Below are 15,013 nucleotides of genomic sequence, written 5' to 3'. Positions count from 1 at the left end.
CTAAAAGTAGTTTGTGAAAAAGGGAAAAAAGTTATGAACATAGAGCCAATAGGCTAAAAATAGGATATGTGATAAAAAAGTGGTAAAGTATTAAGAGCAGGAAGTACAAAAGGTCAGTACTGTGGAATCAAAAGGAAAATAGTACATACATAGTGTTAGATAAAGGAGCAAGAGATGAACAATTATAAATTAGTCATTCAATATGATGGGGGCCGATATAAAGGCTGGCAAAGGCTTGGTAATGGTGAAAATACAATTCAAGGTAAAATCGAGAATGTAATATCAGAAATGGTAGGAAGAGAAATTGAAATTATTGGAAGTAGTCGAACGGATGCAGGTGTCCATGCATTTGAACAGGTTGCTAATTTTAAAATAAAAGAGAACATGCCTGAAATAGAAATTAAAACTTATTTAAATCGTTATTTACCTAAAGATATTAGTATAAAAGAAGTTTCGATTGAATCTGACCGTTTCCATTCAAGATATAATACTAGTGCTAAAACGTACATCTATAAAATTTGGAATGAAGAATATACGAATCCGTTTATGCGCAAATACAGTATGCATGTAGAAGAAAAACTAGATCTCAAAAAAATGAAGACTGCAGCCGAGTACTTTTTAGGTGAGCATGATTTTACAGCATTCTCAAATGCAAAGTCTAAGAAGAAATCAATGGTACGAGAAATTTACTCAATTGATTTCGAAAAGAAAGACGGATTTATCCAAATAAGAATAAGCGGAAATGGTTTCCTATACAATATGGTAAGAAAAATCGTAGGAACACTAATTGAAGTAGGAGCAGGTAGGTTACACACTGAAAATATACCAAAAATAATTGAATTCAAGGATCGTGCTCAAGTGAGTAATCTTGCAGATCCTGGTGGGTTATATTTGGAGAGAATTGAATTTAAGTCATAACTTTAAAATAAAAAAAGCATTGGAAGTTAGGGTCCTATGCTTTTTTTACTTATATTCGTTATTTATTTTTCGTGCTATCCACTACTATACTAGGCTTTTCCTTAAATAAAATCATAAGGAAAAAACCAATTAGCATTAAAATTAGCATGAAAAAAACTGAATGAATCCACGTTGACTGCTCGCCTTTAATTAGCTGCATCGCCCCAATTACAATTACAGCACCTAAATTCCCTGCCATCAGTAGTAGTCCTGTTGCTTCACCAGATACTTTTTCACCAACTAGTTCTTCCGTGGCTGATAGCAGCAAAGCAAAGGCCGGTAAAAATATAAATCCAAGGACGCTACCTATTACAATTAGAAAAGAAAAATTACTTGAAGTACAAACAGGATAGATTAATAGAAGGGAGCCGATAATCGTGACTAATAAAAAGGGCTTTCTTTTACCAACTTTATCTGAAAACAGCGGGATCACTATTGAACCAATTATTCCACCGACTATTAAAGTGCCACCTACGATTCCGGATTGTTCTGATGAAATTCCGTACGGTTTTAAGATTTGTTCAAGCCAGGATGTTAGTCCATTAAAGACTCCTAAACCTAAAAAGGAAACAATGTTTAGTAGTAAGAGGTTCTTGTTTTTCAATAAATTAAATGTAGTACCAAAACTTCCTGAAGTACTGGAATTTCGTTTGAAATCTGAATTATGATGACCGATGAAGTAGAAGAGAATTGTTGTAATAATTGTTAAAATTGCCATGATGATTAATGTGGGTTGGAATCCAAAATGATCTACAAGAAGCGGTGTCCCCGCTAAGGCTAATGCCATACCGATGAACATACCGACTGTACCAATTCCAGTGGCTGTTGCTTGTTTGTTTTTAGGAAACCAGTCAACTACTAAACTTGATATTGCATTTAAAATATAAGGTTGGCCAATCGCAATTCCTATTTGACCAATTAGCAAAAATGAGAAGCTTGAATCAAAAATCCTAATAGTAGAAAAAACGGACATGAAAATGCCACCTAGTAAAATACTAAATCGATATCCAGCTCGATCAATTACTTTACCTGAGTGAATTGAAAATAAAATATAGATTAATGGAAATACAATTAATAACCAATTAATATCTGACTCTGAAACTTCGTAATGTGATTTTAAATATGAAATTAGAGGTGCAAAATTTAACCAAAGCATTTGACTAATTCCAGCAAGTACAGCAAATGACAGTAAGACATACCAGTTCGATGAGTGCTTAACAGCTTTAGTGGACCGCATTCTAACACTTCCCCAATTTATATTCTAAAAAAAGCGATTTAATAGAATATATGTTACTTCGCTAATTAATAACTACTTGTTTACAAATTTGAATAAGCAATTTTTAACTATTTTCTTCAAATGAAATAACCTCTAAAAGTAGTTTTTTGATCTTCTACTTTTAGAGGTTATTAAATTAACTATTTATTACTTTCTAAGTAATCTATTGCCTTTTTTAGACGATTTAATCCCTCAATAATCTTAGACTTTGGACAGCCGATATTCATGCGAATAAATCCTTTTCCAGCCTCACCATATGTCTCTCCAGGCATGATGGCTACTTTCGCATGATGAACAAGTGCATGTTGTAATTGTTCGCTAGAAAAAGGCAGCCCGGTAATATCAATCCATGCAAGGTATGTTGATTCTGGCACTGTAAATTTAAGATTCGGAAGATGTTCGTTAATAAAATCTTCTACTGTTTTTAAATTATCATGAATATATTCGGTCAATTCATCGACCCACTCTTCACAAGTTTTGTAGGCTTCAATTGTCGCTAACGTCCCAAAAATACTTGCGGATGAAAGGCCATCTCGATTTTTCAATGATAAAAGAAAAGCTTGTTTTATCGTTTCATTAGGTAAAATCATATATGATCCACCTAGCCCAGGAGTGTTAAACGTTTTACTCGCGGAAGTGCATATACACACATTCTTCAAGTTACTGCTAGTGTTTATAATCGGACTATGGGAATAAGGGTCATGTACAATATCCATATGAATTTCATCTGAAATAATAAATACATTATGTTTATTACATAAGCCAACAATTATTTCTAATTCATGCTTTGTCCAAACACGTCCAGTAGGGTTATGCGGGCTACACAGTAGAAGGACCTTGGCACGCTCGTGAGATAGTTTCTGTTCTAAATCTTCAAAGTTGATTCGGTACTTGCCATTTTCGTAGATTAATTGATTGTCAGAAATGAAACGATTGTTATCTTGAATGGCTTTAAAGAAAGCGTCATAAGCTGGAGTTTGGATAACGACATGATCACCAACATTTGTCAAGTATTCGATTAGTTTTGAAATTGAATAAATGACACTTGGACTATAAACAATCCAATCTTCTTTTATTTCACAAGAGAATCGATTACGAAACCACTCTATAATTGATTCTTTAAATTCAGCATGATTCCATCGTGTATAGCCAAATATACCGTGTTTCATTCTTTTTTCTATAGCGTGTATTATTTCATCTGGACTTTGAAAGTCAGTATCTGAAATCGAGAATGGTAGTAAATCTGGCACTCCAAATCGATCTTCAATATAGTCCCACTGTGTACAATAAGTGCCGGTCCGATCAACTATCTGATCAAATTTGTATTTCATTTCGTACAACCCCAATTTATTTAAGATGATAATTTTTCTAATTGTGTTTTAAGAATACCAACTTGTGGACCAATAACGACTTGTAAATTGTGTTCGTCTAATTTTACAACACCAAGTGCGCCACAATCTTTTAGAACTTTTTCATTAATAATATTCATATTATCTACAACAAGTCTTAATCTTGTAATGCAGTTATCTAGTGACTGAATATTCTCTTTCCCACCTAAAGCAGTAAGAATTTTTAATGCTTGGGCATTTGTGCCTTTAACCACTGGTTCCTCACTTTGTTGATCCTCAATTCCTTCTTCTCTACCAGGAGTTTTTAAATTGAATTTTAAAATTGCGTATCTGAAAACTGAATAGTATACGGCAAACCATACTGCTCCTACAACAGGTACGAGATACCATTTTGTTTTAACTCCTTGTAAAACGCCAAAGATAATGAAGTCTAATATTCCACCGTCTGTGTTACCAATTGTTAAGTGTAATAAAGCCATTACCATAAAACCTAGTCCCGTTAAAATAACGTGAATGAAATATAAAGGTGGAGAAATGAACAAGAATAAGAATTCGATTGGCTCAGTGATACCGGTTACAAAAGTTGCAATAACACCAGAGATTAATAGTCCCTTAATTTTATTACGATTTTCTGGACGAGCAGTATGATAAATTGCAAGCGCTACTGCAGGTAAACCAAACATAAATGTTGGCATTTTTCCTTGAGATAAGAAAGCTGTCGCTGATGGACTAATCGGAGCACCGGCTTTTAATTGTGCATAGAAAATATTTAGAGCTCCTGAAACCGTTTGACCATTAACGACTTCAGTTCCACCAGCTTCTGTGAATCGAATCATTGCAACTAAAATATGGTGAAGACCAAATGGTAGTAGTAAACGCTCACCGGCACCGAATAAAAATGGTCCGAAAACGCCAGATTTTTGAATTAAACTTCCGATTCCTGTAATGGCAATTGCGAAAATTGGCCAGATCATCGGAATGATGATCCCAACAACTGATAATGCAAGTGTCGTTATGATTGGAACAAAGCGAGCACCACCAAAAAATGCAAATGCATCTGGAAGTTTAATACTATAAAACCGGTTATGCAATAAATAGACAATTATACCGGCGATGATTCCGCCTAATACGCCCATTTCAATTGTTTGAATGCCCATAACCATACCTTGGCCAGCTTGGCGCATTTTATCTGCCGCTACTAATTGATTTGTTTCTGTTAAATAAAAATTGATCGATAAGTGCATGATGACGTAACCAACAAATCCCGAGAAAGCAGCGACACCTTTTTCATATCGTACAAGTCCAAACGGAATTGCCATTGCAAATAAAACGGGTAAGTATGAAAATGCAAATCCACCAATAGTGGACATAAAGCTAAAAATAACTTGGAGTACAGAATTTCCTAAAAATGGGAATGTCTCGATTGTTGTTGGACTAGTAAATGAGCTTCCGATTCCTAATATAAGCCCCATAAAAGCTAGTAATGCTACGGGCACCATAAAGGTCTTACCTAGCCCTTGAAAAAATTCCCAAAGTTGTGATTTAACGGACTTCTTCTTTGCCATGCTTTTAGCTCCTTCGTTTTTTATTATGTCTTAAGAATACTCACGGCAAAATCGTTTAACAACCGTTTGAGACGTTTATGTAAGCGTGTACATTTTTTGTATATTGCTTACTTTAATTAGATTGATCAATTCATAAATAAAAAGAGTCAGTGGTGGTCTAGTAATAGACTACTTCTGTCTCTTTAATTAACTAACATATTTTCATTTCGTTTAAATAAGCAATAATGATGAAATCTAGTACCATACTTAACGGAAACCTTGAAGTCATATCAAGCTCACCAAAGTACGTGTTTGTAATATAAGCTTGAAGAGATAAATTTACTTCTTTTTGTAAACGATTCGAGTGGTTTCCAGTTATGGCAATCGTTTTAACGTTCCTATTCTTTAAAATATGGGCAAATTCTAACATATGTAAAGTCTCCCCACTATATGAAACTAGTATGGCCAAATCATTTTCTGTTAAACTATTTGCTGCACTACGTAGCTCGTCCCAATCAGTTCGCGCATTACATAACTTACCTGCAAACATGAGTTTTCTAGAAGCGTCGACACAAGCGGGAAGTGAGTTACCAACTCCGAATATTTCAACATGTGTACTTTCGTTTAGATATTTAGCAGCTAGCTTAATCTTTTCTTCATCAATATATCCCAATGTTTTTTCCATTTCTTCTTTCATTCTCTCAATATGAGTATTAAGTAGATAGGAGGTAGAAGAAACTGGACTTTGAACCCTATTTGTTTCCATTGAAAGAGTATATTTTAAATCTTGAAACCCACGAAAGCCTAATTGCTGGCATGTTCTACTAATTGTTGCTGTAGATACATAAAGCTCTTTTGATAATTCATCAAGATTCAGCTTAGTAATATAATCCGTATTTTGTAAAATATAATCCAGTACTTGTTTTTCTAGCTGGCTAAGTTTTTCTCTATTTTGTGATAACCGTTTTAATAGTATTTGCATAAAATTCCACCTACTTTTAGAGAACTAGAATTATACCTTATTATATAGTAAATATTCTGATTGAAAAGAAATATAGAATGAGGAAAAAGGTGAGAGTTACCTTAATCGAGGAAGTGTAGTAGTGATATGTAAAAAAAGGAAATGAATCCTACTAATGAAGGATTCATTTCCTTTTTTATCTATAAATTAAAATTCACCTGTACCGTGATTAAACATCCAATGAATGCCGAATTTATCTGTTAGGCTACCATAAGCTTTACTCCAAAATGTTTCTTGAAGTTCCATTTCTACTTTACCGCCATCACTTAATTTAGAAAAGACAGATCTAAGTTCTTCTAAGTCCTCACTTAAAAAAGATAAATGAATGTTATTGCCTTGGTTAAATGGGAAACCAGGGAAAGTATCTGAGAACATAACGTTGCTACCGCTAATGTTCAGTCTAGTATGCATAACCAAATTTTTCGCTTCTTCAGGTAGTGGGTATTCTGGATTTGGGGGTGCTTCACCGAAAGTCATAATTTTTGGTGTTTCAGTGTTAAATACAGCCGCATAGAATTCAACTGCTTCACGTGTATTACCATTAAAATTTAAATAAACATCGATTGGCATTTTTTTCACTCCTAATATTATGTATTCAAGACTTTTAAAAGCCTACAAATCCATTCTATCCAAAAAAAGGTAATTTAACAAACTAAGATTTGAAATTTGTATGAAAAATTCTGACTTTAGGCGAGGTGGTGGGAAATAATAATGGAGTTTTAATTAAGATGGGAAATTGTATTAATCTCAGGGGGGATTAAAAGAGGCAAATCGCAATAAAAATTGGGGAATTGCAATTAAAAATGGGAACCGGCAATTAAAATAGTAGAACCAACTTCATTGTTAAGCTAAAAAACAATTTTTTCAAAAAATGTTCCATATTAGATCAACTCACCAACCTTACCATTGTTCAGGTAAAAAATAAGTAGAAACTTGTCGTATATATAGTGAAGACAGATTATTCAGACTAATATTAATACCATATTTTTACCTATTTAAAAATTAATAGACCTCGGCTGAAAATGGCTAAATGCTTCTTTTATCTAATACAAACTAATTTAACCCCAAAATGTCTTAACATAATTATTGCAATTTTCCCGAGTTAATAAACTTTTTTCGAACATCCTCGACTGAATATGTCAAAATCCCCTTTTTTTCTACTTGAATTCTTTCAATTCTCATCAACTTGAATATGCCAAAAGTCCGATTGAATAACCCAATATGATTATAGGGGCAACGTATTTAAAATTAATATAGTATCAAGTTTCTTAATAAAGCATTAGCAATTATTTAAATCAGTTTGACTTGAATCTATTTATATTTTAATAGATTCAGAACATTAAAGTTTACTGTAGAGGAGATTAGAGATGAAAAAGAGAAATAGCTTTCCTTACAAAGTCCTTGCAACGACAACTTTAGCTTCAATGTTATTTACATCAACTGGATTTGCTGAAGGAACAAATGAAAATCAGGTACCAGCTCCAAGTTTAGATGAGATTGCAAAGCAAGGTCAAAAAATTTTTGCTGAAGAACAAAAACAAACTGGGAAAGAAGCTGTAGACTCATTTGGCTATAAAGATTTAAATGATGCTCATGCTTATAAACCAAATGAAAAAGTACGTGTAATCGTTGAGGTAGAGCAACCAACAACTTCTGATGATTCTACTCAAACTAAAAAAGCACGTTTTAAAGAAAAGCAAGATCAAGTCATCTCAAAGATTTCAAAAACAAGATCTGTACCTAAAATAAATCAACGCTTTTATGAAGGCTTTAATGGTTTTAGTTTAGAGACAGAATATCGTAACTTAAAAGATATTCAACAAACAGAAGGCGTAACGAATGTACATATTGCAAGAAAGTTCCAACCAACAATGGGAGCAAGTAAAGAATTAGTACAAGCTCAAAAAGTATGGGAAAGTTACGGATATCAAGGTGAGGGATTGTTAGTAGCCGTAGTCGATACAGGTATTGACTATACGCATAAGGACATGACAATCACTGAAAAAGGAAAAGCTAAAGAAAAATGGAATCAAGAAAACATTAAAAGTAAACTAGCTGAAACAAGTGTAGGAGACGTTTGGTATAGTGACAAAGTTCCAACTGGATATGACTGGGCAGATCATGATACAGATGTCATTCCACATGGAGCAGGAAATGAGCACGGTATGCACGTAGCTGGTACAGTTGGTGCAAACGGTGACGATTCAAATGATGGGGTTGCAGGTATTGCTCCAGGTGTACAATTACTAGCAGAAAAAGTATTCTCTGATACAGCAAATGGGGCGTATGAAGACGACATCATTGCAGGGATTGAGCATGCGGTAACAATGGGAGCAGATGTCATTAATATGAGTTTAGGAACTGATTCAGGATTTGTTAGTGAAGTAGATGATCCGATTCAAAAGGTGATCCGTGAAGCGACTGAGCAAGGTACGCTTGTAGTTGTAGCGGGTGGAAACTCTGCTTATAGTACGCAAAATAATTTGTTGCAATCTTCTTTAAAACCATATGCTGAAAATCCGGATATTGGTACAGTTGGGGAACCAGGTGTAAGTCCTTTTGCGATATCTGTGGCTTCATATGAAAATTCAAGTATACATATGAATACGCTAAAAGAGGAAAATGGAATACAGCTTCCATACCAAGACCAATCACAATATAACTTTAACCTATCAAAAGTATTATCACCATTAGAATCATATGAAATGGTATATGTTGGAGAAGGTAAAACTGCCGACTTCAAAAATCTTCCTGATTTAACAGGAAAGATCGTTATAGCAAAACCAAATGTAAGGTATGCTACTTACTCTTATATTCAATCAGAAGCGAAGAAGAAGAACGCAAAAGCGGTAATTCTTGTTCCTGCTGATAATGATATTGATTATCCATTAGTTTATTGGAGTCCTTATTTTAATGTAGAAGCAGCTACAACAAGTAAAGCGGTTGGCAATGCATTAATTTCTAAGTTGAAAAGTGGTTATGTTGTAAAAATGAAACCATCTAAAGGGGTATATGTTGATAACCCAGATAAGAATACGATGTCATATTTTTCTTCATATGGAGCTCCACATACATTAGACTTTAAACCAGAAATATCTGCACCAGGAGGAAATATTTACTCAACTGTACCAGGGAATGGCTATGAGGTTATGAGCGGTACATCAATGGCATCTCCACATGTTGCTGGTGGTTCAGCATTAGTTTTACAATCGCTTTATGAAAAAGGATTAAAACATTCAGAGAGTACAGCTTTAAAAGCGAAAATTGCTTTAATGAACACTTCAAAACTAGTACAGGATCCTAGTACGAATAATGAAGTACCATATTCTCCACGTATTCAAGGATCTGGTTTAATGCAAATTCAGAATGCGATAAAAACGCCTGTACTGGTGACAAGAGAGAAAACTCCACTTGAGCAAGCAGGAGCTGTTGCACTAAAAGAAGTTAATAATAATATTCACTTCAAATTAAATGCAGAAGCTCTTCAAAATCTGAATGTAAAAGATTTAGAGTATCAAGTGTATGTAGATGTATATACAGATGGTAGAGAAACAAAAGAATTTGACTTAGACAATGATGGGAAATTAGATTCAAAAGAATATTTAACATTAAAAAGTGAGCGTATCCAAGGGGCTACGGCAACTGTAAATGGTGAAAAAGTAACAAGCACAGAAGGAAAGACATTAAAAATTAAACCAGGACAAGAAAAAAATCTTGATGTTCAGATTCAACTTCCATCAAGCTTAAAAGATGGTTCATTTGTTGAGGGATACGTACGTCTAGTTCCTTCTGGAAAAAATAGCGATTCAGCAGTACCGTTATCAGTTCCTTATATGGGGTATTATGGCAAATGGGATCAACCAAAAAACATTGATCCAGCAGCATATGAGAAAGATGCATTCTTAGGTTATACTACACTTTGGAATGATGAAATAGGAGCAGAAGGGGTATTCCCATTAGGTTATGATCCAAGAACAGGAAGTTTTAATATGGATCGAATTGTAATGTCTCCTAATACTCCATTGAAAGAAGTATACCCATCATTTACAGTGCTTCGTAACTTAGCTAAAACAGAAATGTACGTAGAAAATGATAAAGGTGAATTACTTCAATACTTAGGTGATTTTAGTGAATACACTGGTAAGCCATGGAAATTCCGCAAAAACATTATGTCTTACAGAGACTATTTGAATACTGGATATGGTTGGGATTTGAAAGATCAAAATGGGCAAGTAGTGAAGGATGGCATTTATAACTATGTAATCAAAACAACGCTTGATTATAATGGTGCGAAGCCACAAATCGTAAAACTTCCATTGCATGTTGACTCAGTTGCACCAGTTGTTTCAGATATAAAAGTAACACCAAAAGATGGCCAATACGAAATCTCGTTCAAAGCGGATGATGTTGGAAGTGGTTATAATGGTGCGATTATTTGGTATAACGGCAAGTATAAGTCATTACCTGAAGGTGCGACATCTACTCTAGTAAAAGAAGAGCCAAAGAGTGTTGTAGTATTAGGAGTAGACTATGCACTAAACCAAAGTTATACAGTTTGGGGGGATCCTTCTTATATTAATGAGGGAATGCTTGTTAGCTACTTTAGTGTATATCCAAATAAAAATGTAAATGCAAAAACACCTGCAGGAATCAATGCATTTGCAAACAATAATGTAAACTGGAAAATTTATATTAAAGATTCTAATGGTAATGTAATTGATTCAATGGATGTACTAGATAAAAATGAAATCCACTTAAAATGGACTCCAGAAGCAACTGTTCCAAATGGTACGTATACAATATCTGCTGATGTGTCGAGTAAAGATGGATTCAAAGTTTCAGTAAAGCCACAAACAATTACTGTACAACAATAAATAATCAAAAAGTGTAGGGAATATATTTTCCTACACTTTTCATGTTTAACAAGATTTTAAATGTAGAAAGAACTAAAAAAAAAACTTTAATTTGGTTATTAATATGATTTTCTATCCATTTGGTTCATAATAGAGAATATTAGTAATTTGTATGTTTTTTAGCAGAAAGGTGTTTAGTAAATGAAACATTTAACAATCTTATCAAAAATTGAAAATTATATGGATCGATTTACGCAAGCCGAAAAGAAAATCGCTGTATATATAATGGAGCATGCTGAAATTGTACCCAACTTAACGACTAAAGATATTTCTAACAATACTGGAGCTAGTGAAGCAAGTGTTGTTAGATTTTGTAAAACAATAGGAATCGGTAGTTTTAAAGCCTTTAAAATAGCATTAGTTCGAGATTTGACTGTAGCTGAAATGAATATTAATGATTTTTCTGTAATGGATAAGAAAGACACACCGTATGATTTATTTAATAAAGTAACGTATGTAAATAAAGCCGCTATTGAAGCTACTGTATCAACTTTAGATAAAAGAGAATTAGAAAAAGCAACAGATGAAATTGTAAAAGCTAAGAAGATTATATTTTATGGAGTAGGCGGTTCAGCTGTATCAGCTATGGACGGAGCCTATAAATTTGGGAAAATTGGCTACCATGCCATTATGTCTCCTGACTTCCATATGGTCATCACTTTAGTAGGTCATATGGAAGAAGGCGATATTTTTGTTGCCGTTTCTAATTCAGGGAAAACAAAGGATGTATTAGAGCTTGCTCGTTTTGCTAAGAAAAAGGGAGCAACGATCATTGCGATTACAAAGCTTGGTAAGTCTCCGTTATTTAAGGAAGCTGATATCAAGCTTTGTACACCGGATATGGAACAAGATATACGAATTGGAAGTATAGCCTCTAAAATGTCACAACAAAATATAATCGATTCTTTATATGTCATATGCTTTAACCGAATCGGTAACAAAGTATCTAGTAGGCTTCAGGAGTATAGTGAAGAAGCGGGCAAATTAAGAAGATAAGCAAAATTTATGAGGAAGATGAGCAAAATTAAATTTTTGACTTATCTTCTTTTTTTAAATGAATAAGGAAAAAAATGTCAAAAAATGAAAAGGGAAATTTAATAATTAGTTACAATTACATGGTTTACAATTTAAATTTAAATTTTAATGAAATTTTAATAATGCTAAAGTGCTAATTTTAAAAACTAGATTGAAAGAATAATATAAGACTAAAGACAGCATTCGTCAAAAAACAAGTTAAAAAAAATGACGAATTTCGTCAAGTTTCTATGTAAGAAAGTAAATTTTTTGTAAAAATAATGTGAAAATTGTTAGTATTTGATGAAAAAAACCCTCTATAATCATAAGAATTTTTAGAATATTATTAAAATGTACTTTGAAAATTATTAAGGGGGGCTTATTTTGAACAAGTTTGTAGTAACTAGTTTTGCATCAGTAATGGTTGCCGGAACTTTATTTTCTGGAATTCCATTAAAAACAGCATCATCTGAAAGCTTAAGTAAAGTACATAGTGCATTAGCTAAGCATTCAAAAAGTACTTTAGATTTATCGTTAGTTAATGATGAAAAGTTATTAGAGGCATTAGTTAAACGCGGAGTCATTTCTGCAAATGCTTCTAAAGCTGAGAAACAAGCTGCGTTACAAAATTATTTAGAGGTTAAAGGCCAAGCGGATCTAGTAACAGAAAAAGATCCAATTGCTAGCAAAGTAAAAAAAGCAGATGCTGCTAAACACAGTGAATTTAAAGACTTTAATAATGGCCTATTACACGGAAACGGTAAGAAAAATGGTCAATTAAAAGGTACTCCTGATCCAGTTCAAGAGTCAGCTTCACCAGGTATTCAAAAGAAGGGTAAACTTTTAACATTAATGGTAGAGTTTTCTGATCTTCCTCATAACAAAATTAAGAAGGAAGAAACAGACAACTGGTACGCAGATTATACTCCACAACACTATGAAGATATGATTTTTGGTAAAAATGGTGTGAAAGGTCCAAACGGAGAAACTTTCCTTTCACAAAAACAATATTATGAACAACAATCTGGTGGAACATATACAGTTGATGGTAAAGCATATGGATGGTTAAAAGTACCAGGTACAGCAGCATTTTATGGAAAAGATTCATCAACTGGACATGATAATGTAAAACCGGGTGGATCAAAACAATTAGTAGCAGATACTTATGCAGCTGCATTAGCTGCAGGAATTCCTTTACAAGATTATGATTTAGAAGATCCACATGATTTAGATGGTGATGGAAACTATTGGGAGCCAGATGGTTTAGTTGATCATCTTCAAATTATTCACTCAGGTATGGGGCAAGAAGCTGGCGGTGGAGCACAAGGAGACAATGCAATTTGGTCTCACCGCTCTGCTGCATTCGTTGATCCAGACGGACGTGGTAATGGTAAACCAGGATTCTACGACTATACGATGATGCCTGAAGACGGTGCAACTGGTGTATTTGCACACGAATATGGTCATGATTTAGGATTACCAGATGAGTACGATACAATTTACTCTGGTGCTGGAGAAGCTGTTGAATATTGGTCAATCATGTCAGCTGGTTCTTGGGCAGGAAAAGTTCCTGGAACAGAGCCAACTGGTTTCTCTCCATGGGCAAAATCATATTTCCAATCAACTTTAGGTGGAAAATGGACTAACCCAACTGTTGTAAACTGGGAAGATGTATCTACAAAAGGTACTCAATTCTTATTAGATCAAGCAAATTCACCACTTGGACAAAACAACCAAGCTATTCAAGTGAATTTACCGAAAAAAGTTTTACCAGTCAATAAACCGGCTGCTGGCACTTATGAATATTGGGGTGGACAAGCAGACGAAATGGATAACAGTATGGTTACTTCTGTAGATTTAACAGGAAAAGCTTCAGCAACATTAACTTTTGACGCTTGGTACGATATGGAAGAACAATGGGATTTCGCATTTGTTCAAGTTTCAACTGATAATGGTACAACTTGGAAATCATTAGGTAACAGCCACACTAGAAGTGACGTTGTATCTGACGGATATCCAACAATCATAAATTCAATGCCTGGTTTCACTGGAAAATCAAATGGTTGGGAAGCACAAAGCTTTGATTTATCAGCATATAAAGGCAAAAAAATTCAGCTTCGCTTACGTTCTGCAACTGACTGGGGTACTTCAAACGTTGGTTTCTTTGCAGACAATATTAAAGTAGTAGCAGATGGCGCAACAATTGTTGATGATGGTGCTGAAAATGCAACTTCTCCATTTACTTTAAAAGGATTTTCAAAGTTTGACGGTAACAAATATTCAAATCATTACTACTTATTAGAATGGCGTAACCATAAAGGTGCCGACGAAGGTTTAGCTCATATCAAACGCGGAAACTCTCTATTAAGCTATGATGGCGGTTTAGTAGTATGGTATGTTGATGATACATTTACAGAAAACTGGACAGGTATTCACCCAGGTGATGGTTTCTTAGGTGTTGTTGATGCTCACGATGATACAAACTTATTATGGAACTATGGCGCTGAAGCATCTTCTCGTTTCCATGTAGCGGATGCAGCATTCGGATTAAATCCGACATCAGGTTATGACATTTCTTATGCAACAGGAGAAGCATTTAAATCTCCAAGTCAAGAAGGTGTCTCTTTATTTAATGATAGCAAAGACTATAATAATGCATTCTTACCAGATGCTGGTCGTAACATCGGACACTTTGGTTTAAAAGTTCGTGTTAATGGTCAATCTACTGATAAATCAGTTGGATCAATTGTAGTATATAAATAATTATGAACTTAAGAAAGGCAACTTAATGTTGTCTTTCTTTTTTTTTGTTTTTAAGTGATTAATAGGAAACCACTATACAAACTAAAACTATATTATTTTACTATGAAATATAATTTCGTGTATTTAATGAGTTGTATTGACTTTTTATTTCGGAAGTTTAAAATGATAACCAAATA

The 15,013-nt window shown here is 34.0% G+C and carries 9 protein-coding genes; 4 read left to right on the top strand and 5 right to left on the bottom strand.

Annotated features, from left to right (window positions below; all coding sequences use genetic code 11):
* Window positions 1-174 precede the first annotated feature (174 nt).
* Window positions 175-918, top strand: a complete 744-nt coding sequence (truA, locus tag ACFVR2_RS14835) for a tRNA pseudouridine(38-40) synthase TruA (protein ID WP_387362950.1) — start codon at window positions 175-177, stop codon at window positions 916-918.
* Between the two features lie 58 nt (window positions 919-976).
* Here truA and ACFVR2_RS14830 read toward each other — a convergent pair whose 3' ends face one another.
* The 5 genes from ACFVR2_RS14830 to ACFVR2_RS14810 form a co-directional block, all read right to left on the bottom strand.
* Window positions 977-2,194, bottom strand: coding sequence for an MFS transporter (locus ACFVR2_RS14830; RefSeq protein ID WP_387362947.1), 1,218 nt, complete (start codon window positions 2,192-2,194; stop codon window positions 977-979).
* A 179-nt stretch (window positions 2,195-2,373) separates the two neighbouring features.
* The gene (locus ACFVR2_RS14825; RefSeq protein ID WP_387362944.1) at window positions 2,374-3,564 is read right to left on the bottom strand and encodes a MalY/PatB family protein; all 1,191 of its coding nucleotides are present in this window, start codon (window positions 3,562-3,564) and stop codon (window positions 2,374-2,376) included.
* 20 nt (window positions 3,565-3,584) lie between these two features.
* Window positions 3,585-5,147: a maltose/glucose-specific PTS transporter subunit IIBC gene (gene malX, locus ACFVR2_RS14820; RefSeq protein ID WP_387362941.1), complete on the bottom strand. Its 1,563-nt coding sequence runs from the start codon at window positions 5,145-5,147 to the stop codon at window positions 3,585-3,587.
* A 190-nt stretch (window positions 5,148-5,337) separates the two neighbouring features.
* Window positions 5,338-6,108 carry a MurR/RpiR family transcriptional regulator gene (locus ACFVR2_RS14815; RefSeq protein WP_387362938.1) on the bottom strand — a complete coding sequence of 257 codons (771 nt, stop codon included), beginning with the start codon at window positions 6,106-6,108 and terminating at the stop codon, window positions 5,338-5,340.
* Window positions 6,109-6,294: 186 nt separating this feature from the next.
* Window positions 6,295-6,717 (bottom strand): VOC family protein, encoded by a 423-nt coding sequence (locus ACFVR2_RS14810; RefSeq protein WP_387362935.1) that lies wholly within the window; start codon window positions 6,715-6,717, stop codon window positions 6,295-6,297.
* 797 nt (window positions 6,718-7,514) lie between these two features.
* Here ACFVR2_RS14810 and ACFVR2_RS14805 point away from each other — a divergent pair.
* From ACFVR2_RS14805 to ACFVR2_RS14795, 3 genes are all read left to right on the top strand, one after another.
* A complete protein-coding gene (locus ACFVR2_RS14805) occupies window positions 7,515-11,021 on the top strand; it encodes a S8 family serine peptidase (protein ID WP_387362932.1) in 3,507 nt (1,168 codons plus the stop codon).
* A gap of 180 nt (window positions 11,022-11,201) precedes the next feature.
* Entirely contained in the window at window positions 11,202-12,056 is an 855-nt protein-coding gene (locus tag ACFVR2_RS14800) for a MurR/RpiR family transcriptional regulator (protein WP_387362929.1), read from the top strand.
* A 402-nt stretch (window positions 12,057-12,458) separates the two neighbouring features.
* Complete coding sequence (locus tag ACFVR2_RS14795; RefSeq protein ID WP_387362927.1) at window positions 12,459-14,837, top strand: immune inhibitor A domain-containing protein; 2,379 nt, start codon at window positions 12,459-12,461, stop codon at window positions 14,835-14,837.
* The last annotated feature ends 176 nt before the right edge of the window (window positions 14,838-15,013 follow it).

It is taken from the genome of Gottfriedia sp. NPDC057991, assembly GCF_042886615.1.
GTDB lineage: Bacteria > Bacillota > Bacilli > Bacillales > Bacillaceae_G > Gottfriedia.
Note: the sequence above shows the minus strand (reverse complement) of the source record. Positions and strands in the feature narration are given on the sequence as shown.

What these genes read in the sequence shown, in the direction of transcription:
- truA (WP_387362950.1), top strand. Translation starts at nt 175, where the DNA reads ATGAACAATTATAAATTAGTCATTCAATATGATGGGGGCCGATATAAA.
- ACFVR2_RS14805 (WP_387362932.1), top strand. Translation starts at nt 7,515, where the DNA reads ATGAAAAAGAGAAATAGCTTTCCTTACAAAGTCCTTGCAACGACAACT.
- ACFVR2_RS14815 (WP_387362938.1), bottom strand. Translation starts at nt 6,108, where the DNA reads ATGCAAATACTATTAAAACGGTTATCACAAAATAGAGAAAAACTTAGC.
- ACFVR2_RS14825 (WP_387362944.1), bottom strand. Translation starts at nt 3,564, where the DNA reads ATGAAATACAAATTTGATCAGATAGTTGATCGGACCGGCACTTATTGT.
- ACFVR2_RS14800 (WP_387362929.1), top strand. Translation starts at nt 11,202, where the DNA reads ATGAAACATTTAACAATCTTATCAAAAATTGAAAATTATATGGATCGA.
- ACFVR2_RS14810 (WP_387362935.1), bottom strand. Translation starts at nt 6,717, where the DNA reads ATGCCAATCGATGTTTATTTAAATTTTAATGGTAATACACGTGAAGCA.
- ACFVR2_RS14830 (WP_387362947.1), bottom strand. Translation starts at nt 2,194, where the DNA reads ATGCGGTCCACTAAAGCTGTTAAGCACTCATCGAACTGGTATGTCTTA.
- malX (WP_387362941.1), bottom strand. Translation starts at nt 5,147, where the DNA reads ATGGCAAAGAAGAAGTCCGTTAAATCACAACTTTGGGAATTTTTTCAA.